We start from the raw sequence: 21,432 nt of genomic DNA, 5'->3' as shown, positions 1-21,432 counted from the left end.
AAATGGCAAGATCCGCATCGACGAGGCGGAGGGCGCGCAAGATCGGATGGCGAAGAGCGGTGCGTTGACTCCTGGTCGCAAAAAAGAACATAAAGAGAACATGCGGCGCGACCATTTGGAGTTTGAGACTTGAAACATGATGCGTTTCGCGGCGGGAGCAGATCCGCAAGCGAATTCCTCGTCTTCCCGCCGCTCGGCCGGCCTTTCTCGGATGCCGACAAGAGCCGGCTGAGCGCCCATATGCGGGCGCATCATCCGGACTACAGCTTCCACATCATCGACGGACCGCCGATGGCGGAAGCCGGCGGCTATCGCGTCATGCCGCTGATCGGCCGGATCGGCGAGGCTGGCGGCTTTCTCTGCGAGAAACCCGATCCCGCGCTCCTCGACGATCTGACGGAAACCGCCGAAGCCTTCGAGACTTCCGCAGAACACCTGGTCCTCAGGAACTAGATCGAGCCTCCAGCCCAGAAGACCCGTCCGGCGACGTGGAGATCCGAAACCTCGCCCGACGGGACCATCTCATCCTCGTAGACGTCACGGTTGTCGCTCCTGAGGATCAGAGATCCGTCGCGCTTCAGGATCACGCGCTTGACGATGAGAAGTCCTGCGAAAACAATCGCATAGATACGACTGTCGACCACGCGATTGATGCCGGTGTCGACCAGTGCCGTGTCTCCGTCCTTGAAGGTCGGGAGCATCGAATCGCCATGGATGTCGAGGAGGCGCACTGCCTTCGGCTCGACCCCTTGAGCGCGAAGCCAGGCACTGCGGAATCCGAAATAACTGACATCGTCGTCCTCGATCTGAACGAGGGCGCCGGGACCGGCGTCAGCGCGGGTGCCGATTCGCGGCACGATGGCGACACGTCCCTCGTCGACCATGATCGGTTCGTCCCGGGAAAGCGTCAGAGACGTTAAGTGCTCCCGTGCACCGCTCCCGGTGCATAGCCAGTCCATCGAAACGCCCGTGGCTTCGGAAATCTTCACCAGCGCATCCATGCGCGGCAGAGTCCCCCCAAGATACTGACGCAAGCTTGCTTCGTGGATTCCTACGCGACGAGCGAACGCATTTCGACTGCCTTCGCCGATTAATTCGAGAAGTCGATCCGAGAACGTACTCATATACGAACTCCGAAACGCCTTCGGAGTTCGGAGAAGCGCTCGTCGGGACTGCAAGATCCCCCATACGCAGGCCATCGAGGCGCATCCGGGAGCGAGTCCTTCGTCTTCGAACTCCGAAACGAGGAATTCGAATATTTACACTTGAATATCGAGTACAATTATACGAATATCCGTAACACCAACCGTTGAACACACCCCGAAAGAAGGCCGGCCTGCCAGCCGGCCGTCAACCGAGGAACCCGAATGAACAGAGCGGCGACGAAACCCCCCGCCGAATGGGACCGCCACACCATCAAGGCGGAAGTGCATCGTCGAGGCCTGTCCTTGAGCGGAATCGCACGTGACGCGGACCTTCCCGAGAGCGCCTGCCGGCTCGCCCTGATGGGCATGAACCGAAAAGGCGCCGACGCCATCGCAGCGGCGCTCGGCATTCCGTTCGACACGCTCTTTCCGAAGGACATGTTCGTCCGCTCGCGTTCGAGCCATGCCAAGCCTAACGCAAAGCCTGGCGGCCCGTCTCGGAAAAACCGAGCCGATCGCTCCGACAGTGCGCGGGTCTCCGCATGACCGTTTCGTCGGTGCTCTTCGATCTCGCTGCCATCGCGCGCTTCCTGCCCGCCCTGATGATCTTCGTCTGTTCGATCGCCGCGATTCGCGGACTGAAGAGCAAGACATGACGGCGAGCGAGTTCATCCGTTCCTGCGTCGCATTCGCCCGCCGGCACCCGGCTGCGGTGCTCGCGATGCCCGAGCCTGAACTCGCCGTCGATCCGCGCGCCCGGGCCCATCACGTCCGAACCGTCTGCGAGCGCGCCCGTAATCAGATGAAGACGACGGCCCGGCTCTGCCTGCGCACGGCGTCCATTCAACCCGACCTTTTCGACTCCTCCAGACAAAGACTGAGTGCATGAGCGTCCAGATAGACATATCCTCGATCGACACCGCAGACCGATTGCGTACGCTCGACCCCGACTGGGTCGACACCCTTGCAGACGACATCGTCGCTTATGGCCAGATGGAGCCGATTCGCGTCGTCGGGACCGGCAATGGCTTCAAGCTGATCAAGGGGGCACGACGGATCGCAGCGCTCCTCAAGCTCGGCAGGACCGAAGTCCGCGCCGAGGTCGTCGAGGGCGACGCTCTAAAGGACGCAGCGGCATACCGGCTCGAAGAGATCAAGGCCACGATGCTGCGCGGCGATCTGACGGCGCTCGATCGCGCGCATTTCGTTGCAACCTGGAAGAGCCTTTTCGACACCGCCAAAGAGACCGGAAAGCGCGGGCGCAAGGTGCCAGCACCGGATCTGGCGGAGAAAGAGGAAGAACAGAGTGCAATGTTTGCACTCAGTTTCTCCGAGGCAGCGCAGCGGGCACTTTCCCTGTCCCGACGTTCGGTCTTCCTCGCACTGAAGATCGCGAGGATCGAAGGCGCCGTGCGGTCGGCGATCGCGCTCCATCCGGTGGCTAAGAACCAGCGGGAGCTGCTTCTCCTCGCCGACCTGACGCCGGTTCGGCAGAGAGCCGTGTGCGATCTGCTCATCGCGGAGGCACCTCAGGCGGTCACCGTGACCGAGGCGATCGCGCTCCTCGACCAGACGGTCGCCACCAATCCGGTCCCCGCCCACGAGCGCATCTACGAGCGATTCGTCCGGCTGAAGCCTTCCGATCGCGAGAAGTTCTACGCGCTCAATCGATCCGAAATCGAAGCCTGGCTCGTCAAGACGGCCGCCAAGAAGGTCGCCTGACCGATGGCCCGGCGTCCGCGTGATCTCCATACCCGCGACCTCTTCGCCGACATCGAGTCGGTCGCCGTCGGCTACGACGAAGTGATCGTCGGGAAGGGGCCCCTTTCGTCGAAAATCGCCCGAATTGTCAGCCGAGCGACACAGGACGCTCGAGAGGACTTCGGGATTACCCGGGCGATGCTGTCCGTGTCGCTTTCCGAACGCCTCGGCCGCCCGGTCTCGGAGGATACGATCGAGAAGTGGGCGTCGGAGGCCGCGGAGGGCAACAGAATCCCACTGGACGCATTCGTGGCGCTGATCGGCGAGACCAAGAGCTACGAAGCGCTCGGCTTCATTCCTTCGATGTTCGGCTTTGCCGTGGTGGAGGCTCGATATGTCGATCTGATCGAGGAGGTTCAGGTCGAGAACCAGATCGAGCTGTTGCAGTCCCGGCGGGCCACCCTCTCTGCAAAGCGCAGGGCGCGGTCATGAAGGTTTCTCTCGCCTCGCAGATCGCCGCCGTCCAGAATGTCGTTGCCGGACGATCTCCCTTCACGCGAGACCAGCAGCTCCTTCAGCAGGAGCATCTTCGTGCGGCTCTCGAAACCCTGCGATGGGTGAAGGCGAACGAAGCGGTCCTTCGGTCAACCCGCAAAGCGGCGATCGGAGGGCGGCTATGAAGGAATGGCTGACCGCACGCGAGATCGCCGCCGAATCGTTGCCGCAACTGCCTCAGACCGAGAGAGCCGTCCAGCTGCTCGCCGAGCGTGAGGACTGGGTCGACCATCCGGCTTTCGCCCGCAGGCGCACGGGGCGGGGCGGCGGCATGGAATATCACCTTCGTCTGCTGCCGACCCTCGCCCTCGTCGCGTACAAGCGACGGCATCTGCAGATCGGTCAGGTCGACGATCGCAATCACGTCGAAGCGGAAACAGCGACGAGAGCCCCGAGCCTGTCTGCGCGGGCCAGCGAAGAGCGGGACGCGCGCCTTGCCATCGTCAACGCGTTCGATCGCTTCCGGAAGAGCTGCCGGCTCAACAACCAGGCGAGCATCCACCTCTTCGTCCAACGGTTCAACGGTGGCGAGCTGCAGATCGAGGACTGGGTCCGCGACCGAATCAGCCGGCTGTCCGGCCGGAGCCTCGAACGCTGGCGCAAACAGAAGCGCGACAGCGGAGCGACCCAAGGGTTCGATCGCGGCGCGAACCGCAAGGGCAAAGGCGTTCTCGACACCGCAAACGGCGGTGCCGTCCGAATCACGATCCTCGCCCTTCTTGCGGACAATCTGCATTTCTCGGCCGAGCACATCCGGGACGTCGTCGAATCGGAATATGGTCGGACCCTCATCGTCGCCTCGAAAGGATCGGAAAAGACCGTTCCGCTCCCGCCAATCCGGACGTTCCAACACTATCTGAAAGGGCTTCGAAGCTCCGAGCGGGTGACCCTCCTGCGGGTCCAGAACCCGGACAAGTTCCGGTCGCATGCGGCACCGCGCGGGACCGGTGCGCTTTCTCACATCCGCGAGCCGAACCAGCTCTGGCAGATCGACGCCTCGCCGACCGACGCGCTTTGCAAGGACGGTCGCAACCACATCTACATGTGCGAGGACATCGCGACGCGGCGCAAGATCATGCACGTCTCCAAGACGCCGCGCGCCTCGGCCGTCGCCCTAATGATGCGCAAGGCCATTCTCGCCTGGGGCGTCCCCGATCTCGTGAAGACGGACAACGGTTCCGATTTCGTCGCGAAGGAAATCAAGCGACTTTTCGAGTCCCTCGGGATCGGGATCGAACTGTCGGCCGCGTACACGCCGCAGCAGAAAGGCCATGTCGAGCGGGCGATCAGAACCTTCCAGCACGACTGCGCGACGATGCTGCCCGGCTTCGTCGGGCACAATGTTTCGGATCGCTCGGCGATCGAAGCCCGAAGGAGTTTCGCCGAGCGCCTTGGTACATCCGATCAGGAAGCGTTCGCGGTCGAACTGACGCGGGACGAGCTGCAAGGCGAGATCGACCGGTGGGTCCGGACCCAGGAGCATCGGACGCACGGCACCCTCGGGATCTCTCCTCATCAGGCCGCGCAGCGGTCGACGCGGCCGGTTCGCCACGTCGACGAGCGTGCTCTCGACGTCCTTCTGATGACCGTGGCGAGCGGCGGCGGTCTTCGCACGGTGACGGCGCGCGGCATCCGGATCGACGGAAGCTATTACATGACGCCGTCGATCCTGCCGGGCACCGCGATCCTTGCCCGAATGGATTCCGACGATCTCGGCCTCGTCTACGCCTTTGCGCCGAACGGCCACGACTTCCTCGGAGTGGGAATCTGTCCGGCACTCTCGGGCGTCGATCCGGCCGCTGCCGCGCGAGCCCTGAAAGCCATGCAGAACGAGATCACGGCCGAAGGCGCCGCCGCCATCAAGGCCGAGATCCGGCGGATCAAGAAGGGCGGCGCCTATCACGAGCGCATTCTCGGCGTCCGCGAGGCCCGCATTCCCGAAAACGTCGTCGCGCTTCCGAAGCGGTCCGAGACCCATTCGACGCCGCAGATCGAAGCGGCACGCGCCGCCTTCGACGAGATGGCGAACCGGCTGGCGAAGCGTCCCTCCGATCCGAAGCTGGTCGAGGCGCAGCGGCGTCTCGTCGAGCGAATGGAAGCTGCGGAAGAGGCGGCGCTCCTCGGCAAGGGGGAGGAGCGGACGAGGGCCCGCGAAGCCGAGATCGAGGCCGACCGGATCGCTCATCTGCCGACAAGCGTCCGGGCGCTGCCTGAAAGCGCGAAGGCGAAATACGTCCGCATGGTCGGGATCCGGCGCCGCATCGAGGCGGGCGAAGTCGTCGATCCGCAGGATGCCATCCTGCTCGGCCGGTACGAGACAACCAGCGAATTCAAGGGTCAGCAGAAGGTCCACGAGGCCTTCGGCGACGAGTACCTCGCCCAGTAGCGAGCGAAAAAAAGACCCGGCACGAGGGCCGGGTCTGAAGAGAAGAGCGGTTCGAAAACCGCCGCTTAGCAAGGAGAGAATGATGGCGGACAGCCTCTACGTCAATAGGCCGGCAGCGTTGAAGAACGTCGCGCTGTTCTCGGCCCTCATATCGAAGGTGGTCGACCGACATGCCGGACTGCCCGGGCTCGCATGTTTTCATGGTGCTTCCGGTCTCGGCAAGACGAAGTCGGCGATCTTCGGCGCGAACCAGTACCGGGCGGCCTATGTGGAATGCGGCCAGCTGACCACCGCGCGCAGCCTGCTCATTTCCATCCTGCGCGAGATCGGGGTGGTCAAGCCGCGGGGAACCGCGACCGACATGATCGAGGAGGCCGTCGAGCTCCTCGCGATGGATCGCCAGCGGCCTCTGATCATCGACGAGGCGCATCACGTCGCACACAAGCGCTTCGTCGACGTGATCCGGGAGCTGCACGACAAGTCGCTCGCCCCGATCATCCTGATTGGCGAGGAGACGCTCCCAAAGCAGCTCGAAGGTCACGAGCGCGTCCACAACCGCATGCTCGACTGGGTCGCAGCAATCCCCTGCGACGAGGAAGACTTCCGGCAGCTGATGAAATCGGTCTGCCCGGGGATCGGAATCTCCGCGGACCTTGCGACTGCCATGCTGGAGAAGACCCGCGGCAACACACGGCGCCTGGTCGTCAATCTGGCCAAGGCCGAAGAGTGCGCTGCCGGCGAAGGCGTCGACACGGTCGACCTGAAGATCTTCGGCGGCATCGAGGCGATCGTCGGGGTCAAGGCTCCGGCGCCGCGCGCCTGGGGGGCCGCATGACCCCCGGCACCAAGCACACCCGCGTGAAGGCGATCTTCGAACTGCCGCCATCCGAACAGAGGACCTGGATGATCGTCCAACTGCTCGACGGACAGGGCACCTGGACGATCACGGACGTTGCCCTCTTCGCAGGCGACCGGCCGAACGTCGTCCACAACTACGTGGCGCGACTGGAAAAGGCAGGCTTCGTCAAGCGGGTTGGTAAAGCTGCGCCCGAGGCCGGGCGTCATGGAAACGATCCTCACCTGTTCGAAGTCGTCCGAAAGAGCGTCGAGGCTCCCCGGATCTCACGTGACGGCACGTTGATGCCGGAGCGGCAGAACCAGCGCATCTGGCGCACGATGCGGATGCTCAAGGAGTTCACGATCCCCGAACTCGCCGGCTACGCCTCGGCCGCGGGCGATGAAATCAAAGTCACCAGCCTGCGCACCTATTGCGCCTATCTGAAGCGCGCCGGCGTGATCGAGGATCTCGGCCGCACACATCACCGCGGGCCGAAACGCCTGAAGCTCGCAAAGAAGCTTGGACCGCGCGCACCCCGGATTCTGACCGCCAACGTCGTCTACGACGCCAACGCCAAGGCGACGGTCGGCATCGGCGACAGTCGGGAGGCGCGCTCATGAGCCGGCTTCAGCATCGCGACGAGCATGCGTTTCGCACGAGGGCGGCCGAGCGATGGGGCGAGGTCCCGGACTGGGTCGAGGAACTTGCGACCCTTGCCGACATGCACGGCCTCAAGGGGGCCGCGCAGAAGATCGACCGGGCGTCTTCGACCGTCAGTCAGATCATCTCGAAGACCTATCGCGGCGACCTGCCCGGTATCGAGGAGCGTGTCCGTGGCGCGCTCATGGGCAGCGTCGTCGACTGTCCGATCCTCGGCCAGATCGGCCGCGACCGCTGCCTGACCGAACAGGTCGAGCCCTTCCGCTCCACCAGCGCCATGCGCGCGCAGCTCTACCACGCCTGCCGCGGTGGCTGCCCCCATTCCCGTCACACACCGGCCCAAACCAAAGGAAACAGCAATGACTAAGACGATGACCCGCGCCGCGAAACCATCCCGTCTGGAGCAGCCGCTCCTGGAGCTGATGCGCTGCCACAAGCGAAAGCTGGACGGTGTCGCCGACGGCATCTTGACGCTCGGCATGCCCGACATCTGCGAGATGGCGAAGAGCGTCGGCACGATGCAAGAGCTTCTCGAAGAACAGGAGCGCCAGGAGAGGCCCTCCCTGACGACGGCCGACTGGCTCGGCCGTGCCGAGCTGCAGATCAACGAACTGCGCCGCCTCGCTGCGCGCGGTGGACTCGATGGGGTCACCCTCCAACGGTCGATCGATGCGGCGATGACCCAGCTGGTCGCGGCGCGCGCCGCGGCCGGACGGAGGCCGTGATGCGCACGCACTCCTCCTCCTGCACCGGCTTCCGAAGCCAGACCGAAGCCGTTCTGACGCTGCATCTCAACGGTCTGTCCTGTCATCAGATCGCGGACAGGACAGCCCTGCCGACACACCAGGTGCATTCGCTTCTCACCCAGGCGAAGACGCGGCGGAAGCATCGAAAGCGGCTCGAAGAGCACGCCTGGAGCGATGCGATGGGCGATATCGCGCCCGCCGCCAAGGAGACGCTGCGATGCCAGGCGGCGCTGCGGGACCTCACCGTCGAGGATTTTGCGGCACTGATCGTCGAGACCGTCGCCTGCGCGGGTCTGATCGACGCCGTGCTCGACGATGGCGATCGGCCGAAGGTCGCCCGCCACACCTCACGAAAGGACTTCGCATAATGGCCGCGGATACTCTCGAACGGCCGGAAGCGGTCGAGGACAAGCCCCTGCCGCCCGGCGCCCAGGAGGTGAACGGCAAGGTCTATCTGCCGGACTCCAAGGGCAATCTCGTCCCCCTCGACATGGTGCGGCCGGACGATCGGCTCGAAGACGAGACCGTGCGGAAGATCATCGGCTTCGCCAGGGAGCTGTCCGCCCAGATCGCGCGCTTCAAGGGCCACACGATGGAGGATCTCGGCGCGTTCCAGGCGATCCTCGATCAGGAATACGGCGCCAAGCGTGGCGGCGCGAAGGGCAATGCGACCTTCATGACCTTCGACGGACTGATGAAGGTCCAGGTCCAGCAGGCCGATCTCATCGAGTTCGGCGCGCAGCTGCAAACCGCAAAGAAGCTCGTCGACGAATACCTGACGAAGCTCACGGCCGATTCATCGGCGGAGATCGAGGCGTTCGTGAAGAAGGCCTTCGACGTCGACAAGGAAGGCCAGGTGAACCGCGCCGAGCTCTTCCGGTTGCGGCGGCTGCGTATCGACGATCCGCTCTGGCAGGAGGCCATGCGGGCGATCACCGAGGCCGTCCGCGTGGTCGGGTCGAAGGAGTATGTCCGCTTCTACGAGAGAGACGCGCCGGACGGCGAATGGCAGGCCGTCACCATCGACCTCGCCAAGGCAAAGGAGATCGTGACGCCATGACGGAGATGGTCATTACCGCCGTCCTGCGCGTCGGGCCCGGGACCTCCGCCCAACAGGTCGCCGACTGGCTGGAGAGCGAGTCGAAGTGCGCAGGGTATCCGATCCGGGTTGCGCAGGTGCTCCCCTACGATCCGCCGCGTGCCGTCGATCCCAGCGCGACCGATCTCGGCGATCCAGAAGGATAGCAGAATGAACAACATACAGCCCGAACTGGCTAGCTTTTACTCTATTTCTTGCGGTCCGCTATTCCTGAGGTTTCCGCATGTGCGCCCTTCTTTGGGCTGCCAGCTGCGGGCGCTTCGGCTGTGTATAGAGGAGGTCAAAGAGTGCGCGGGTAGTATCGAGAAGATCTTCGGTGTCGTTTTACTCGAGATATGCTCGATGTACGCCGTCATTCCCGGCTTCTTGAATACAAGCGGAGAGATCCTTGGGATCTTTCGGCAAACCTCCGCTCTCGAAGAACCAACGATGGCGCAAGCGTCGCTGAGGAGCAATCGGCCCGTTATCGATGTCTTCCGCCGGCGGAAGACCCAAAGTAGCCAGATCTATCCCAGTTCTGAGCATCGCGCCGGCCGCAGTCCAGCAATCAGTCGCTACCGAGGCCGCTCCTTCCTTGGATACACGCGCGATATTTTTCGCAAGGTAAGGACGTGGATCTTCGGCAGAGATGTCTCGAATACGAATGTATCTTGCGACTCAAACAACGCGTTTTGCCGACCCGACCAGACCCGCAATCCCCACTTTCTCCAGGATCAGGGCGGATTTGGTGCTTTTCTGTTTCAAAACGAAGATAGTGCCTTTCAAACATGCTCTGCAAATGCAGAAGGCCTCGAAGACACTCGACCATCCATCCACGACTCGTATGTGGTGATCCGCTCTTACATCGAATGTTGCCCGTGTTGCTTTACAGCGGGGGCAATCCGCAATCAGTTCGCTCAAACTCGTTACTCCAGACCCACAAGTCGCTCCTTCTACGGCCTGCGAACCCCTAACATACGAAAAGTTTCGACTGTTTTGGATAGCTGCCTATGAGTGCGCTCGCGGCTATCCACGTCGGCAAAAAGCAGCTTGGGCTCGACGACGATACCTATCGCGACCTCCTGCAGCGCGAGACCGGGCAGCGGAGCGCGAAGGACCTAACCTCGGCGGAGTGCGACCGGGTCCTGGGCGCCATGCGCCGCGCTGGCTTCAAACCCGGTTCGAACGGCCTTCGAAAGCCCCTCGAAGGGGACTATGCGCGGAAGCTGCAGGCGCTCTGGATCGCGCTATGGAATCTCGGCGCCGTGGCCAACCGTGACGATGCGGCCTTGCTCGCCTTCGCCAAGCGCCAGTGCGGGATCGAGCGGACCGAATGGATCCGCGATCCGGACGACGCCAAGGCTGTCATCGAAGCGCTGAAGTCCTGGTGCGAACGCGAAGGCGTCGTCTGGACGGTCTCCCGGCGTACCTACGAGGTCGCGCGCCAGCACGGCTATCACATCGCCCAGGCGCAATGGCGAAAGCTCACCGGCCAGATGATTACGCCGGCCTTCTGGGCGGCAATCTCGGAGATCCTCAAGCGAACCGTAACGCCGGAGCGGCCGCCGTCGAATGCCGAATGGCAGCGGGTGATGAACGCCTTCGGCAAGCGCCTCAGGCTGCGTTCGATGCAGACACGGAGGGCCGGGTGATGGCAAACAACACTTTCTCGCATGTGGGCCAGGATTTGCGAGCCGCAGCTGCTGCCTTGAACCGTTTCACCATCGACGACGTCGATGACGAGTTCCCGATCGCGCATCTCAAAGCGCTCGATCGCGCCGGCTTGATCCGTCGCATCGATGTCGATGATGTCGATCTCCACGACGACGTCCTCGAAGGATTCGAAGTCGAGGACGAGATCTGGACCCTGACGGAAGAGGGTCTTGCGTTCCTTAAAAGGGCGGCGGCTCAGTGAAGCGACGGCGGACCCATGTGCGCGTCAGCGATCATGCCGTGCTTCGGTATCTGGAGCGCGAGCATGGGCTCGACGTCTCGGCCGTCAGGCAGCATCTCGCCGATACCGCGCGACCGGCAGCCGAAATCGGCGCGATCGCGGTTCAGGTCGAAAAGGTCAGACTGCTCTTTCAACACTCGCCCCGCCAGGTGACCGTCGTGACGGTCCTGCCGCGTGGTCCGCTTTTGCCAAACCGGAGACGAACGAAGTGAGCGCCGCCGGGTCGATCAATCGGGTCGTCGGCGGGCCGCGCCTCGAGCCGCCCGATTCGCTCGACTATTTCCCGACGCCGCCCTGGGCGACCCGCGCGCTCTTCCACCACATTCTCGGGCGCCGCCGCTTTCTCGGGATGACCTGCGAAGAACCGGCCTGCGGCGAAGGGCACATGGCCTATGCGCTGGAGGAGTTCTTCAGCGAGGTCCGGGCGAGCGATGTCTTCGGCTATGGCTACGGCGACGTCCGGGACTTCCTCGACGAAGTTTCCTGGACGGCGATCGAACGGCCGGACTGGATCGTGACCAATCCGCCCTTCGGCGCGAAGATCGTCGACTTCATGGCCCGGGCGATCGGCCGGGCCCGGCATGGCGTCGCCATGTTCATCCCGACCGTGAAGCTCGACGGGATGGCCCGGTACCGGCAGGTCTACCGGCCGCATCCGCCGCGGATCCACGCCCAGTTCGTCGAGCGGGTGCCTCTTCACAGGAAGCGGTGGGATCCGGAGGGCGATACCTTCACCGCCTATTGCTGGCTGGTCTGGGAGCGGAGCGCGTCGAGCGGGCTCTTGCTTCCGCCCAAGCCGACCGTCTGGATTCCGCCGTCCCGCGCCGAGCTGCACTATACCCGCGACGTCGAGCGGTTCGGCCATTCGATCTGGTCGCCCTGGCAGCCAAAAGAGGACGGGGTGGCGGCATGACGTTGCCGGCGCTTCTGGAGGAGATTGCCGAGGTCGCCGGCGAGGAAGCGGCGATGAAGCTTGCGGCCGCACATGGCGGGACGCGGCGCTACATCCCGGGCGACGCATCGGACGGTCACTGGCTGCCCCGGCTCGTCGGCCGCGAGGCGGCGAACCGGATCTGCGCGCATTTCTCCCACATGGACGAACAGGGCAACCCGGTCGGCCAGCAAGTTTTGCTGCCGCTCGGCGCGACCGGATCGTTGCGCGATGCGCGCCGGCGTGCTGCAAAATGTATTGCAAATGGCGGCTCGGCGGCGGATGCTGCCCGCGCGGCCGGTCTCACCGAACGCACCGCCTACCGGATCCGGCGCCGGATGAAGGCCGCGGACGACCGGCAGGGCGATCTCTTCTCCTGATCGTGCTGACACCTGTCAGCATCATGTGTGGCCTCCCAACCGGCGATAGTGCTCGCATCATCCCCGTTCAGCGAGCCTTACATGCGCCCGATCGACGAAATCATCGTGCATTGCACGGCAACCCCCGAGGGGCGCGCGGTCTCCGTCAAAGAGATCGACGCCTGGCACCGCGCCCGCGGCTGGTCAGGCATCGGCTATCACCGGGTCATCCATCTCGACGGCCGCGTCGAGACCGGCCGTGCCATGGAAAAGATCGGGGCACATGTGGCAGGCCGGAATTCGAGAACGGCCGGTATCGTCTATGTCGGCGGGGTCGCCGCGGACGGCGTGACCGCGAAAGACACGAGAACGAAGGCCCAGACCGAGGCGCTGGTCGAAGAGCTGCGCCGGACTTCGGCCCTTACCGGCGCCCTCAGGATTTCCGGCCACCGGGACCATGCCGCGAAGGCCTGCCCGTCCTACGACGCGACGGCCGAATACAAGGGTCTGCTCGGCAGAGCCGCGCCGGTTCTCGACGCGATGGCCGACGAGATCCTGGAGCGCGGCGAACGTGGTCCGGACGTCGCCGCCTGGCGCCGGGATCTCGACATCTGGCGCGACCGCATCGCGCATCCCTGGGGCATGCCGGACGGCGATGCCTTCGACCACACCGTCGAGCTGGCGACCCTCCACTTCCAGAAGACCCGCGGCATCGTGGCGGACGGCAAGGTCGGTCCACAGACCCGGGAGGAAATGGAACTGGCGCTCGCCGGCAAGCCGCCGTTCCAGGCGATTCCCGAACACGATGACGATCCCGGCGTCCTCGCGGCGGTCGCCAAGCTCAAGGGCGCTCTCGGCGACCTCGGCCACCCAGCCTGATCTCAAAGCCCCTTCAAACCATCTTCGAAAGGACGTTCCATGCACCTCTCTGTCCGCCGGAATGCCGGCGATCCCCTGATGCGGCTCGCCCTCGGCCTCATCTCCGCGGCGATCTTCGCCGTTCTCTTCACAGCTTTCGTCGTGCTCATGACGATCGGAGCGACGACGGCCGCGTTCGCACAGACGGTTGCTGACGGCGCAATCGATCTCGGGCCGCTGGTCGAGGTGCTCCTGCCGATCGCGCTCTCGGTCGCGGCCGCGATCTGGGCGGTTCTGCGGTTCTGGGCCTTTCGGCTCCTCAAGCGAAAGACCGGATGGGATCTCGACGCCATGATCGGACCAATCGTCGATCAGGGTCTTCAGCGCGGGATCGACTTCGCCACGGAGAGGCTCAAGGACCGGGCGATCGGCGGCATACCGGTCAACATGAAGAACCAGGCGATCGAGACGGTCGCGGATTACGCAATCGACAAGCTGCCGGACGCGCTCAGGCATTTCGGCCTGGTCGACGCCGATCGCAGGCCGACGACGAAGCTCTCCGAGATGATCGAGGGCCGGCTCGAAGGCTGGCTGGTCGATCCCGAAACGGAACGTGCCGACGCTCAGCTGGCAAGATCGGCCAGGACCTGATCGAACCATGCAGCATCAGCCTTCCTTCGCAGACCAGGTCTGGCGTTTCCTGAACTGGCTCTTTCCGGACTGGGCCCGGTCGATGGAATATGTCGGCGTCTTCGGGCTCGGCGGCTGGGCGCTGTTCCTTCTTCGTCATCCGGACGTCCTTCAACGCGGCAGCTTCCGGGGTTTCTCGGCGCTGCCGGCGAATGTCTGGGCGCTCCTCATGGGGGCGACCGCGTTCGTCCAGTTCGTGGCGATCGTCGCGCCGAAGGTGCCCGGCCGGGCGACGTTCCGATTCGTCGCGATGGCGCTCGCTGCAGGTTTCTGGGCCGTCGTCGCCTTCAACTTCGGTGTCAGCGGGACGCCGTCTACGGGAACGCACATGTACGCGACATGGGCTGGCCTGTCCGCCCTCGCAGGAGTCTGGCTCGGATGTCTTACGATAAAGTCCTGACCGGCTCCTTCGAGCAGTACGGGCTGTTGGGTCTCGTCGTGGCCGGACTGGTGATCACCGTCGTCCTCGGCGTCGTCTTCATCCTGAAGTGGACCGGTTTCACTGCCTTCGGCGACCGTTCGAAGCTCGTCGACGCCAAGGCGATCGTGAAGGTCAGCGAGGGAGTCGATGCGATCGCGACCGACCTCAAGAATCTGGATCGCCGCGTCGCCGCCGTCGAGAAGGACGTCGGCGATCGCGCGACCCGGCAGGAGGTCCACGATCTCCAGCTCTCGATCGCGCGAATGGAGGGACGGTTCGACCTGATGGAGGCGAGCATGAAGGCGATCGGCGGCTCGGTCACCCGCATGGAGGACTTTCTCTTGAGAATTTCGGAGAGGGGCAAATGAACATCTTCGCGGGCTATTCGAGCCACTATGACGAGAACGCCCGACTGACGATCCTCCGGGCGCTGGCGGCGCAACCGGACGGGCGGCTCAACGACGGGGTTCTGATCAAGGAACTGCAGGCGTTCGGGATCAATCGCGGGCGGGACTATCTCCACCAGCAGCTCGACTGGCTGGAGACGAACGCCCAGGCGGTGAAGCTGCGGCGTGTCGAGACCGTCATCATCGCCGAATTGACCGAGGCGGGCGAAGACCATGTCGAGAAGCGCCGCGTGCTTCCCGGCATCGTCCGGCCGAGCCGGACGCGGGGCTGACCGTCATGGCGGACCGCGTGAGGCGAGGACGGCTTTCCTCGATCGACCTTCTACCCGCCGATGCCGACGGCATCGTCCAGTGGGCGGTCGCGGAACTGCAGTCGCGCGAGCGGACACAGCTCGACATCCTGGTCGAGATGAACGGCAGGCTCGAGGAGATCGGCTGCGATCCGATCTCGCCGAGCGCGTTCAACCGCTATTCGACCCGGCTTGCGGCCACGACGCGCCGGCTGCAGGAAACCCGCGACATCGCGACGGCCGTGACGGAGAGGCTCGGGCCGGACAAGGCCGACGACATCACCATCATGCTCGTCGAGATGATCAAGTCCTCGGTCTATTCGATCCTCGAAACCGGGCAGGTCGACACGCAAGGCGTGATGTTCCTGGCGAATGCGCTGAAGTCGGCGCTCGCGACCCAGAAAGTCTCGGCCGATGCGCGGCGATCGGCCGAGGCCGAGACTCGGAAGAAGCTCGACGAGGCGGCGAAGGCGGTCGAGGTCGTGGCGGGGGAGAAGGGATTTTCGGCCGAGACGGTGGAGGCGATCAAGGCGCGGATTTTGGGAGTGGTGGGGTGAGCTCAATCAGATCGGTACAGAGGGCACTCGATGGAGAATGTTTCTCCAGAAGACGTGCTAGCTGTGAGCGACATCGGGATGTCTTGCCAGTTAATGCCCAGTGGAAAATTGACGCTCAAAGGCTCCTTTGGAAGGCCAGACCTATCGCACTCGAACAACTCGAACGTCGAGATTGCTTTCTCGATCGGGTATGTTTCGCCATCGGCATTATTCAAGAATTTGGGCGGAGAGCCTTTCCAAAACCAACCTTGATCGAAATTCAAAAGTTGGCGCATGATTTCCGCCTGTTGCTTCGAATTAAAGTGGCCGAGCCAATTGAGGCCAGATGTCTCTATGATGAACGTCGCATCACTGAGACCAAGAAAATGGAAATTGCCAATTATAGATTCTGGAAAGTAGTCAAAGGCCTCAAATTTTATCGTGCTTCCATCGAGGCGGTTGTAGTATGTTTCGATGCTACCGCCAGACGCGATGTTGAAGACATTTCCTCCTTGGAGATCTGCGTCATTGAAGACTACTTTGCCCGCCACTTCCACTTGGCTCTTGGTGGTTTTCATCGTATCGAGTTGAACGTCTTCCCCAACAAGCGAAACAGTGGCTCCATTCCACTCACATCCCGCAAAGTTCGTTTGGTTTGCTTTCAACACTATGTTGACACCGGCTTCGAATCTGCACGATCCCAGATCTGCGCCGCTTACATTTGCTTGGAATGCGAGCCTTTCCTCGCTCTTCTTATCAGTTCTCAGAGTCAAACCACGCAAATAGACGCCGTTCTCGCAAGCCGCGGTCGTTGCGTCTCCGCCTCCCAATCTACTGCAGGAGAAGTCCAGCCCAACCAATTCGGTACCGCGTCGAGCCAATTCTTCAATTGCTTCGACCTTCCCGCTGTTTCCAGACGCGGGAGTTGTCAGAAGTTGCCAATACCTCGCCGTCTGCTCGGATTTCAGATCTTCCAGCTGTATGTTAGTGATCCGGCTTTGTTCTTGTGTCGCGCGAAGGCTCAGCCAAGTCGCGACGAGAGTAAAAAGGAAAGCACCCGCCACAATCATCTTTGTAACTGGATGCTCTTCAAACTCTTTCACAAAGGCCACAATCCATTGCCAAGTCGATTGGCTGGGCTGCGGAGGATCATCTCGAGGCGGCGGTTCGACCATGTACTTCGTCATCGCTCAATCTTCAAAAACGCATTCGAGCATATATCCTCACAAAACCAAGCGTTGCGTCAATGACCGCATTAATAGCCGAAGCCGAATGGGCCGAGCTGCGGCGCGAGGCGATGGCGGTCGTGCCGGCGGAGATCGACGGGCTGCCGGACGTGCTTCTTTCCTATCAGCAAGAGCTCGTCTTTTCGGTTTCGACCTTTGCGCTGACCGTCACGGACAAGTCGCGCCGGATCGGGGCGACCTGGGGCGTCGGGGCAGCGGCCGTGCTGACCTCCGGCGCGAAGCGCACGGCCGGGGGCATGGACACCCTCTATCTCGGCTACAATCTCGACATGGCCCGGGAGTTCATCGACACCTGCGCCATGTGGGCGAAGGCCTTCAACCAAGCCTCGTCCGGCGTTCAGGAGTTCCTCTTCACCGAACAGGGCGAAAAGGGCGAGGACCGCTCGATCCAGGCGTTCCGCATCACCTTCGCCTCCGGGTTCGAGATCGCGGCACTGTCCTCCAAACCGCGCTCTCTGCGCGGCCGCCAGGGCTTCGTCATCCTCGACGAGTTCGCGTTCCACGACGATGCCGAAGAACTGCTCAAGGCGGCGATGGCGCTGCTCATCTGGGGCGGCAAGGTGCTGGTGATCTCAACCCATAACGGCGTCGACAACCCCTTCAACCAGCTGATCCAGGAGATCCGCGAGGGCCGGCGCCCCGGCAATGTCGTGCGCTGCACCTTCGACGACGCGCTGAACCAAGGGCTCTACAAGCGCATCTGCCTGATCCGCGGCCGGGAATGGTCTCCGGAAGCGGAGGCGCAGTTCCGGGCGGAGATCCGCGCCTTCTACGGCGACGGTGCGGCCGAGGAGCTCGACTGCATCCCGTCCCAGGGCTCGGGCGTCTATCTGACCTCGGCGCAGATCGAGGCCTGCATGTCGCGAGCCATCCCCGTGCTGCGGCTCTCCTGTCCGCAGGGGTTCGAGCTGAAGGACGACGCGACCCGGTTCACCTTCGTCGCCGACTGGCTCGGCGAACATGTCGACCCCGCGCTCGCGAAGCTCGATAGGCGCTGCCGGCATTCCTACGGGTTCGACTTCGGCCGCTCGGGCGATCTCTCGATCCTGACGCCGCTCGCCGAAGAGCGTGACCTCACCCTGCGCGCGCCCTTCGTGCTGGAGCTTCGGAACGTGCCCTTCCGCCAGCAGGAGCAGATCCTCTTCCACGTTGCCGATCGCCTGCCGCGCTTCGGCTCGGGCCGGCACGATGCGCGCGGTAACGGCCAGTTCCTCGCCGAATACGCCATGCAGCGCTACGGCGCGCTGGCGGTCGAGCCGGTGATGCTCTCCCAGGGCTGGTATCTGGAGAACATGCCGCCGCTGAAGGCGGCGATCGAGGACCGGACGGTGCTCTTCGCGGCCGACGCGGACCTGAAGGCGGATCTCCGCCAGATCCAGATGGTGCGCGGCATCCCGATGGTGCCGAACGATGCGCGCACCAAAGGCGCGGACGGGGGGCAGCGGCACGGCGACTTCGCGGTCTCGCTCTGCCTCGCCATCGCGGCCGCCAAGGCCGATCATGTCGAATACGGCTACACGCCGGCGCACGAGGCCGACGCCAGTTCCTTCGCGTTCGGCGACGGACTGGACCGGATGGCGGACGGGGAACGGACGTTATGGTGAAGGCATCCATCCACCGCTTCATGGACCGCTGGGGCCGCTCGCCGGACGCCGGCTCGCTGTCGATGGAATTTGCGACCCCGCAGGAGGTCGGCCCGCGCCGGGTGATCGGCGAGACAATCATTTCCGGGCTTGGGCCGCGGCGCCTGGCTTCGATCCTGCAGGAATCGGCCCAGGGCCGTAACCTTTCATATCTGACGCTCGCCGAGGAAATGGAGGAGCGATACCTCCACTACGCCTCGCAGCTGCAGACGCGGCGTCTCGCGATCGAGGGGATCGCGCCGTCGATCGAGCACGACGAGACCGTGCCGGCGAAGATCGTCGATGCCGTCAACGCGCTCATCGAGGGCGACGCATTCGAGGAGATGAGCGGCTCGCTGACCGATGCGATCGGCAAGGGCTATTCCGTTTCCGAGATGATATGGGAGTACCAGGACCGGGTGCTGCAGCCGGTGGAATACAAATGGCGCGATCCGCGCTTCTTCCAGTTCGACGAGGCAACCCGGACCGAGCTACGCCTGCGGGACATGAGCGACATCCGCAACGGGCTCGAACTTCCAGCCGCGAAGTTCATCGTCCACGAGCCGCGCACCAAGATGGGCCTGACCATCCGGCGCGGCATGGCGCGGCCCGCCGCCTGGGCGTTCCTGATCCAGAGCTACTCGCTGAAGGACTGGGCGGCTTTCGCGGAGATCTACGGCGTGCCGCTGCGCGTCGGCAAGTATCACGCGAATGCATCCGACAAGGACAAACGCTCGCTTCTGAGGGCCGTGCGTGACATTTCCAACGATGCGGCCGCGATCATCCCGATGGGCATGGAGTTCGAGTTCGCCAAGGTCGAGGGCCAGCACGGCGAGAGCGTCTTCGGCGGACTGCTCGACTATTGCGACAAGCAGGTCTCCAAACTGATCCTCGGCCAGACGATGACGTCCGACGACGGCTCGTCGCAAGCCCAGGCCAACGTCCACAACGACGTGCGCCTCGACATCCTGAAGGCTGATGCGAAGCAACAGGCCCAGACGATCAACCGGGATCTGATCCGGCCCTTCGTCATCATGAATTTCGGCGAGCAGGCGGTCTATCCGCGCGTCGCCTTCCCGGTAGCCGAACCTGAGGACATCAAGGGCCTGACCGACGCCGTCTCCCGGATGGTGCCGCTCGGACTGAAGGTCTCCCAACGCGAGATGCGCGAGCGGATCGGCCTCGGCGAGCCTGAGGACGACGAAGAGCTGTTGGTTCCGGAAGCAAAGGCACCGGCGATCGAGGTGAAGCCGGGCACGGCGGGCGTCGCGAGAGAGAGCGAAACGGTGCCACCGACCAGCCTTGCGGTCCACACCACCGGCTGCCGCTGTTCGTCCTGCGCGATCGCGACCCTCGCGGCCAAGCCGGCGCCGGTTGATGCCGTCGACGAGGTCGAGCAGCTCGCCGCCGAAGCGCTGTCGGAATGGGAGGCGATCGCCGACCCGATCCTGACGCCACTGCGGGCGATCATTGCCGAGGAAACGACGTTCGAAGGGGTCTTGAAGCGCCTCGAAACGGAAGGTCCCGACACACGCCGGCTCGCGGCCGCACTCGCCCGATCGACGGCGATCGCCCGCGGTATCGGCGACGTCGATGATTAGTGCCGCACGGGTCCCGACGCGCCGCCGAATGGTAACACTCGCCCGTGCTTTATAAGGACTAGCGCCCGATGGCCGAGATCGCCCGCGCCTTCCGGACGCCCGAAGCCGTCACGTCCTATTTCGACGGGAAGGCCGACCGGCCGGCCTTCTCCTGGCTCGACGTCTTTGGCGAGGAGCATGCCCACGCCTTCACCGTCGCCAAGGCGGTCGACGCCGAGCTGCTCGGCACGTTCCGCAAAACGATCTCGACGGCGATCGCCGAGTCCAAGAGCTTCGAGACCTGGCGAGGCGAGATCCAGGACGAATTGGCAAAGCTCGGATGGTGGGGCCCGCGCCGCATCGGCGATCCGGCCGGGGCCGATCCCGACAAGCTCGCCGACTTCTCCTCGCGGCGCCGGCTGGAGACGATCTTCTGGACGAACATGCGAACCGCGCGCGCGGCCGGGCAGTGGGAGCGCATCCAGCGCACCAAGCGGGCGCTTCCCTATCTCCTCTATGTCCGGTCCGCCTCGGCCGAGCCGCGCGCGGAACACCTGCGCTTCGTCGGCATCATCCTGCCGGTCGACCATCCGTTCTGGTCGACCCACTTCCCGCCGAACGGCTGGGGCTGCAAGTGCTCGGTGCGGCAGATCACCCGGCGCGAGGCCGAGCAGCTCTTGGGAACCGAGCCCGATCCAGACGACGAAAGCGCCATCCGCTACACGAACAAGGCGCCGGACTTCGGCAGCCGCGAATTCAGAAATCGCCGCACCGGCGAGGTGACATCGGTGCCCGTGGGTATCGACCCCGGCTGGCAGACCAATCCGGGTCTTGCCAGGTCGCGAACGCTGCTCGACACCCTTTCGAGGCGGCTCGAAGAGCTGGCACAGGTGCCGGGCGGGGCAGGCAACGCTCGGCGGATGGCGAAGGAACTCTGGAGCGATCCCTATCAGCGGCTCGCGCCGTTGCTGCCCGAGAAGGTCTGGATGCCGGCGGGTGTGGCGCCGGAGGTCGCGGCCGCGACGAATGCGGTTTCGCCAATCGTTTCGATCGACTCGGCGGCGGTGGCGGCGCGGATCAAGGCGCCCGACGGCAGCTATACTGATTTCATTACGCTGCCCGAGCTGCTCTTTACGGGCGTCGCCTTTCAGGATCCGAAACCTGGCGAAGACGAGGCAAACGAGCGAACGGTCGTGAAGCGGATCGGCAAGACCTGGTGGAAGGCCGTTGTCAGGCGATCGGAGACTGGCCTTTTACGGGTGCGCTCGCTTCACCAGCGGCCGGATCGGTCTGTCGCCTTCGAGATCCTCGACGCGGGGCTCGGTACGGATGGGCTCCTGCGCGCAGGCTTTGCCGCAGAAGAGATCGAGCCGATGGTGAAGAGATGGAAGAGGCAGCGAGGGGAAGGGGCCAACCCCGGATAGACTG

30 protein-coding genes are annotated in these 21,432 nt (G+C 63.8%); 28 read left to right on the top strand and 2 right to left on the bottom strand.

Annotation, left to right across the window (positions count from 1 at the left end; all coding sequences use genetic code 11):
• Positions 1-129: 129 nt before the first annotated feature.
• On the top strand, positions 130-453 hold the full coding sequence (locus FP2506_RS10515) for a hypothetical protein (RefSeq protein WP_007067457.1): 324 nt from the start codon (positions 130-132) through the stop codon (positions 451-453).
• On the opposite strand, the gene FP2506_RS10510 is transcribed toward FP2506_RS10515, so the two are convergent.
• Positions 450-1,124 carry a LexA family transcriptional regulator gene (locus tag FP2506_RS10510; protein WP_081448315.1) on the bottom strand — a complete coding sequence of 225 codons (675 nt, stop codon included), beginning with the start codon at positions 1,122-1,124 and terminating at the stop codon, positions 450-452. The two genes, FP2506_RS10515 and FP2506_RS10510, sit on opposite strands and share 4 nt — an antisense overlap.
• Positions 1,125-1,367: 243 nt before the next feature.
• On the opposite strand from FP2506_RS10510, the gene FP2506_RS10505 reads away from it, so the two are divergent.
• The 24 genes from FP2506_RS10505 to FP2506_RS10390 all read left to right on the top strand — a co-directional run bounded on the left by FP2506_RS10505 (position 1,368) and on the right by FP2506_RS10390 (position 15,576).
• Positions 1,368-1,691 carry a helix-turn-helix domain-containing protein gene (locus FP2506_RS10505; RefSeq protein WP_007067455.1) on the top strand — a complete coding sequence of 108 codons (324 nt, stop codon included), beginning with the start codon at positions 1,368-1,370 and terminating at the stop codon, positions 1,689-1,691.
• A 106-nt stretch (positions 1,692-1,797) separates the two neighbouring features.
• The gene (locus FP2506_RS10500; RefSeq protein ID WP_007067453.1) at positions 1,798-2,034 is read left to right on the top strand and encodes a hypothetical protein; all 237 of its coding nucleotides are present in this window, start codon (positions 1,798-1,800) and stop codon (positions 2,032-2,034) included.
• Positions 2,031-2,867, top strand: coding sequence for a ParB/RepB/Spo0J family partition protein (locus tag FP2506_RS10495; RefSeq protein ID WP_007067452.1), 837 nt, complete (start codon positions 2,031-2,033; stop codon positions 2,865-2,867). The genes FP2506_RS10500 and FP2506_RS10495 overlap by 4 nt, the downstream gene beginning before the upstream one ends.
• 3 nt (positions 2,868-2,870) lie before the next feature.
• Complete coding sequence (locus FP2506_RS10490) at positions 2,871-3,338, top strand: hypothetical protein (protein ID WP_007067451.1); 468 nt, start codon at positions 2,871-2,873, stop codon at positions 3,336-3,338.
• Complete coding sequence (locus tag FP2506_RS10485; protein ID WP_007067450.1) at positions 3,335-3,526, top strand: hypothetical protein; 192 nt, start codon at positions 3,335-3,337, stop codon at positions 3,524-3,526. The genes FP2506_RS10490 and FP2506_RS10485 overlap by 4 nt, the downstream gene beginning before the upstream one ends.
• Positions 3,523-5,787, top strand: coding sequence for an integrase catalytic domain-containing protein (locus FP2506_RS10480; protein ID WP_007067449.1), 2,265 nt, complete (start codon positions 3,523-3,525; stop codon positions 5,785-5,787). The genes FP2506_RS10485 and FP2506_RS10480 overlap by 4 nt, the downstream gene beginning before the upstream one ends.
• Before the next feature lie 79 nt (positions 5,788-5,866).
• On the top strand, positions 5,867-6,622 hold the full coding sequence (locus FP2506_RS10475) for an AAA family ATPase (RefSeq protein WP_007067448.1): 756 nt from the start codon (positions 5,867-5,869) through the stop codon (positions 6,620-6,622).
• Positions 6,619-7,245, top strand: a complete 627-nt coding sequence (locus FP2506_RS10470; protein ID WP_007067447.1) for a hypothetical protein — start codon at positions 6,619-6,621, stop codon at positions 7,243-7,245. Before FP2506_RS10475 ends, FP2506_RS10470 begins: the two co-directional genes overlap by 4 nt.
• Positions 7,242-7,652 carry a hypothetical protein gene (locus FP2506_RS10465; RefSeq protein WP_007067446.1) on the top strand — a complete coding sequence of 137 codons (411 nt, stop codon included), beginning with the start codon at positions 7,242-7,244 and terminating at the stop codon, positions 7,650-7,652. Before FP2506_RS10470 ends, FP2506_RS10465 begins: the two co-directional genes overlap by 4 nt.
• A complete protein-coding gene (locus FP2506_RS10460; RefSeq protein ID WP_040489093.1) occupies positions 7,645-8,010 on the top strand; it encodes a hypothetical protein in 366 nt (121 codons plus the stop codon). Before FP2506_RS10465 ends, FP2506_RS10460 begins: the two co-directional genes overlap by 8 nt.
• Positions 8,010-8,399, top strand: coding sequence for a hypothetical protein (locus tag FP2506_RS10455; RefSeq protein WP_007067444.1), 390 nt, complete (start codon positions 8,010-8,012; stop codon positions 8,397-8,399). The genes FP2506_RS10460 and FP2506_RS10455 overlap by 1 nt, the downstream gene beginning before the upstream one ends.
• Positions 8,399-9,091: a DUF3164 family protein gene (locus FP2506_RS10450; protein ID WP_007067443.1), complete on the top strand. Its 693-nt coding sequence runs from the start codon at positions 8,399-8,401 to the stop codon at positions 9,089-9,091. The genes FP2506_RS10455 and FP2506_RS10450 overlap by 1 nt, the downstream gene beginning before the upstream one ends.
• On the top strand, positions 9,088-9,276 hold the full coding sequence (locus FP2506_RS10445; RefSeq protein ID WP_007067442.1) for a hypothetical protein: 189 nt from the start codon (positions 9,088-9,090) through the stop codon (positions 9,274-9,276). The genes FP2506_RS10450 and FP2506_RS10445 overlap by 4 nt, the downstream gene beginning before the upstream one ends.
• Before the next feature lie 843 nt (positions 9,277-10,119).
• Positions 10,120-10,761, top strand: coding sequence for a gp16 family protein (locus tag FP2506_RS10440; protein WP_007067441.1), 642 nt, complete (start codon positions 10,120-10,122; stop codon positions 10,759-10,761).
• Positions 10,761-11,024 (top strand): hypothetical protein, encoded by a 264-nt coding sequence (locus FP2506_RS10435; RefSeq protein ID WP_007067440.1) that lies wholly within the window; start codon positions 10,761-10,763, stop codon positions 11,022-11,024. The genes FP2506_RS10440 and FP2506_RS10435 overlap by 1 nt, the downstream gene beginning before the upstream one ends.
• A complete protein-coding gene (locus FP2506_RS10430) occupies positions 11,021-11,275 on the top strand; it encodes a hypothetical protein (protein WP_244404161.1) in 255 nt (84 codons plus the stop codon). The genes FP2506_RS10435 and FP2506_RS10430 overlap by 4 nt, the downstream gene beginning before the upstream one ends.
• Positions 11,272-11,976: a hypothetical protein gene (locus tag FP2506_RS10425; protein WP_007067438.1), complete on the top strand. Its 705-nt coding sequence runs from the start codon at positions 11,272-11,274 to the stop codon at positions 11,974-11,976. Before FP2506_RS10430 ends, FP2506_RS10425 begins: the two co-directional genes overlap by 4 nt.
• On the top strand, positions 11,973-12,374 hold the full coding sequence (locus FP2506_RS10420; RefSeq protein WP_007067437.1) for a helix-turn-helix domain-containing protein: 402 nt from the start codon (positions 11,973-11,975) through the stop codon (positions 12,372-12,374). Before FP2506_RS10425 ends, FP2506_RS10420 begins: the two co-directional genes overlap by 4 nt.
• Before the next feature lie 81 nt (positions 12,375-12,455).
• Positions 12,456-13,232 (top strand): N-acetylmuramoyl-L-alanine amidase, encoded by a 777-nt coding sequence (locus FP2506_RS18000; protein WP_007067436.1) that lies wholly within the window; start codon positions 12,456-12,458, stop codon positions 13,230-13,232.
• Positions 13,233-13,271: 39 nt separating this feature from the next.
• A complete protein-coding gene (locus FP2506_RS10410; RefSeq protein ID WP_007067435.1) occupies positions 13,272-13,862 on the top strand; it encodes a hypothetical protein in 591 nt (196 codons plus the stop codon).
• A gap of 7 nt (positions 13,863-13,869) precedes the next feature.
• Complete coding sequence (locus FP2506_RS10405) at positions 13,870-14,301, top strand: hypothetical protein (RefSeq protein ID WP_007067434.1); 432 nt, start codon at positions 13,870-13,872, stop codon at positions 14,299-14,301.
• Positions 14,280-14,690 (top strand): DUF2730 family protein, encoded by a 411-nt coding sequence (locus FP2506_RS10400; protein ID WP_148227535.1) that lies wholly within the window; start codon positions 14,280-14,282, stop codon positions 14,688-14,690. The genes FP2506_RS10405 and FP2506_RS10400 overlap by 22 nt, the downstream gene beginning before the upstream one ends.
• On the top strand, positions 14,687-15,001 hold the full coding sequence (locus tag FP2506_RS10395; protein WP_007067432.1) for a VpaChn25_0724 family phage protein: 315 nt from the start codon (positions 14,687-14,689) through the stop codon (positions 14,999-15,001). The genes FP2506_RS10400 and FP2506_RS10395 overlap by 4 nt, the downstream gene beginning before the upstream one ends.
• A 5-nt stretch (positions 15,002-15,006) precedes the next feature.
• A complete protein-coding gene (locus tag FP2506_RS10390) occupies positions 15,007-15,576 on the top strand; it encodes a DUF3486 family protein (RefSeq protein ID WP_007067431.1) in 570 nt (189 codons plus the stop codon).
• Between the two features lie 2 nt (positions 15,577-15,578).
• On the opposite strand, the gene FP2506_RS10385 is transcribed toward FP2506_RS10390, so the two are convergent.
• Positions 15,579-16,742, bottom strand: coding sequence for a hypothetical protein (locus tag FP2506_RS10385; protein ID WP_007067430.1), 1,164 nt, complete (start codon positions 16,740-16,742; stop codon positions 15,579-15,581).
• A gap of 59 nt (positions 16,743-16,801) precedes the next feature.
• Here FP2506_RS10385 and FP2506_RS10380 point away from each other — a divergent pair, with 59 nt between their 5' ends.
• From FP2506_RS10380 to FP2506_RS10370, 3 genes are all read left to right on the top strand, one after another.
• Positions 16,802-18,406 carry a hypothetical protein gene (locus tag FP2506_RS10380; protein ID WP_007067429.1) on the top strand — a complete coding sequence of 535 codons (1,605 nt, stop codon included), beginning with the start codon at positions 16,802-16,804 and terminating at the stop codon, positions 18,404-18,406.
• Positions 18,400-20,025: a DUF935 domain-containing protein gene (locus FP2506_RS10375; protein ID WP_007067428.1), complete on the top strand. Its 1,626-nt coding sequence runs from the start codon at positions 18,400-18,402 to the stop codon at positions 20,023-20,025. Before FP2506_RS10380 ends, FP2506_RS10375 begins: the two co-directional genes overlap by 7 nt.
• 68 nt (positions 20,026-20,093) lie before the next feature.
• Positions 20,094-21,428 (top strand): phage head morphogenesis protein, encoded by a 1,335-nt coding sequence (locus FP2506_RS10370; protein WP_007067427.1) that lies wholly within the window; start codon positions 20,094-20,096, stop codon positions 21,426-21,428.
• The last annotated feature ends 4 nt before the right edge of the window (positions 21,429-21,432 follow it).

The organism is Fulvimarina pelagi HTCC2506, from assembly GCF_000153705.1.
GTDB classification, from domain to species: Bacteria; Pseudomonadota; Alphaproteobacteria; order Rhizobiales; family Rhizobiaceae; genus Fulvimarina; species Fulvimarina pelagi.
The sequence above is the reverse complement of the archived record's forward strand: the minus strand, read 5'-3'. Positions and strand labels throughout refer to the sequence as shown.

Bases quoted from the DNA above. Each gene is read 5' to 3' on its own strand.
- FP2506_RS10470 (WP_007067447.1), top strand. From the start codon at position 6,619: ATGACCCCCGGCACCAAGCACACCCGCGTGAAGGCGATCTTCGAACTG.
- FP2506_RS10505 (WP_007067455.1), top strand. From the start codon at position 1,368: ATGAACAGAGCGGCGACGAAACCCCCCGCCGAATGGGACCGCCACACC.
- FP2506_RS10395 (WP_007067432.1), top strand. From the start codon at position 14,687: ATGAACATCTTCGCGGGCTATTCGAGCCACTATGACGAGAACGCCCGA.
- FP2506_RS10490 (WP_007067451.1), top strand. From the start codon at position 2,871: ATGGCCCGGCGTCCGCGTGATCTCCATACCCGCGACCTCTTCGCCGAC.
- FP2506_RS10370 (WP_007067427.1), top strand. From the start codon at position 20,094: ATGGCCGAGATCGCCCGCGCCTTCCGGACGCCCGAAGCCGTCACGTCC.
- FP2506_RS10455 (WP_007067444.1), top strand. From the start codon at position 8,010: ATGCGCACGCACTCCTCCTCCTGCACCGGCTTCCGAAGCCAGACCGAA.
- FP2506_RS10440 (WP_007067441.1), top strand. From the start codon at position 10,120: ATGAGTGCGCTCGCGGCTATCCACGTCGGCAAAAAGCAGCTTGGGCTC.
- FP2506_RS10435 (WP_007067440.1), top strand. From the start codon at position 10,761: ATGGCAAACAACACTTTCTCGCATGTGGGCCAGGATTTGCGAGCCGCA.
- FP2506_RS10465 (WP_007067446.1), top strand. From the start codon at position 7,242: ATGAGCCGGCTTCAGCATCGCGACGAGCATGCGTTTCGCACGAGGGCG.
- FP2506_RS10420 (WP_007067437.1), top strand. From the start codon at position 11,973: ATGACGTTGCCGGCGCTTCTGGAGGAGATTGCCGAGGTCGCCGGCGAG.
- FP2506_RS10410 (WP_007067435.1), top strand. From the start codon at position 13,272: ATGCACCTCTCTGTCCGCCGGAATGCCGGCGATCCCCTGATGCGGCTC.
- FP2506_RS10475 (WP_007067448.1), top strand. From the start codon at position 5,867: ATGATGGCGGACAGCCTCTACGTCAATAGGCCGGCAGCGTTGAAGAAC.
- FP2506_RS10485 (WP_007067450.1), top strand. From the start codon at position 3,335: ATGAAGGTTTCTCTCGCCTCGCAGATCGCCGCCGTCCAGAATGTCGTT.
- FP2506_RS10375 (WP_007067428.1), top strand. From the start codon at position 18,400: ATGGTGAAGGCATCCATCCACCGCTTCATGGACCGCTGGGGCCGCTCG.
- FP2506_RS18000 (WP_007067436.1), top strand. From the start codon at position 12,456: ATGCGCCCGATCGACGAAATCATCGTGCATTGCACGGCAACCCCCGAG.
- FP2506_RS10390 (WP_007067431.1), top strand. From the start codon at position 15,007: ATGGCGGACCGCGTGAGGCGAGGACGGCTTTCCTCGATCGACCTTCTA.
- FP2506_RS10445 (WP_007067442.1), top strand. From the start codon at position 9,088: ATGACGGAGATGGTCATTACCGCCGTCCTGCGCGTCGGGCCCGGGACC.
- FP2506_RS10400 (WP_148227535.1), top strand. From the start codon at position 14,280: ATGTCTTACGATAAAGTCCTGACCGGCTCCTTCGAGCAGTACGGGCTG.
- FP2506_RS10495 (WP_007067452.1), top strand. From the start codon at position 2,031: ATGAGCGTCCAGATAGACATATCCTCGATCGACACCGCAGACCGATTG.
- FP2506_RS10500 (WP_007067453.1), top strand. From the start codon at position 1,798: ATGACGGCGAGCGAGTTCATCCGTTCCTGCGTCGCATTCGCCCGCCGG.
- FP2506_RS10450 (WP_007067443.1), top strand. From the start codon at position 8,399: ATGGCCGCGGATACTCTCGAACGGCCGGAAGCGGTCGAGGACAAGCCC.
- FP2506_RS10510 (WP_081448315.1), bottom strand. From the start codon at position 1,124: ATGAGTACGTTCTCGGATCGACTTCTCGAATTAATCGGCGAAGGCAGT.
- FP2506_RS10380 (WP_007067429.1), top strand. From the start codon at position 16,802: ATGACCGCATTAATAGCCGAAGCCGAATGGGCCGAGCTGCGGCGCGAG.
- FP2506_RS10460 (WP_040489093.1), top strand. From the start codon at position 7,645: ATGACTAAGACGATGACCCGCGCCGCGAAACCATCCCGTCTGGAGCAG.
- FP2506_RS10385 (WP_007067430.1), bottom strand. From the start codon at position 16,742: ATGACGAAGTACATGGTCGAACCGCCGCCTCGAGATGATCCTCCGCAG.
- FP2506_RS10480 (WP_007067449.1), top strand. From the start codon at position 3,523: ATGAAGGAATGGCTGACCGCACGCGAGATCGCCGCCGAATCGTTGCCG.
- FP2506_RS10405 (WP_007067434.1), top strand. From the start codon at position 13,870: ATGCAGCATCAGCCTTCCTTCGCAGACCAGGTCTGGCGTTTCCTGAAC.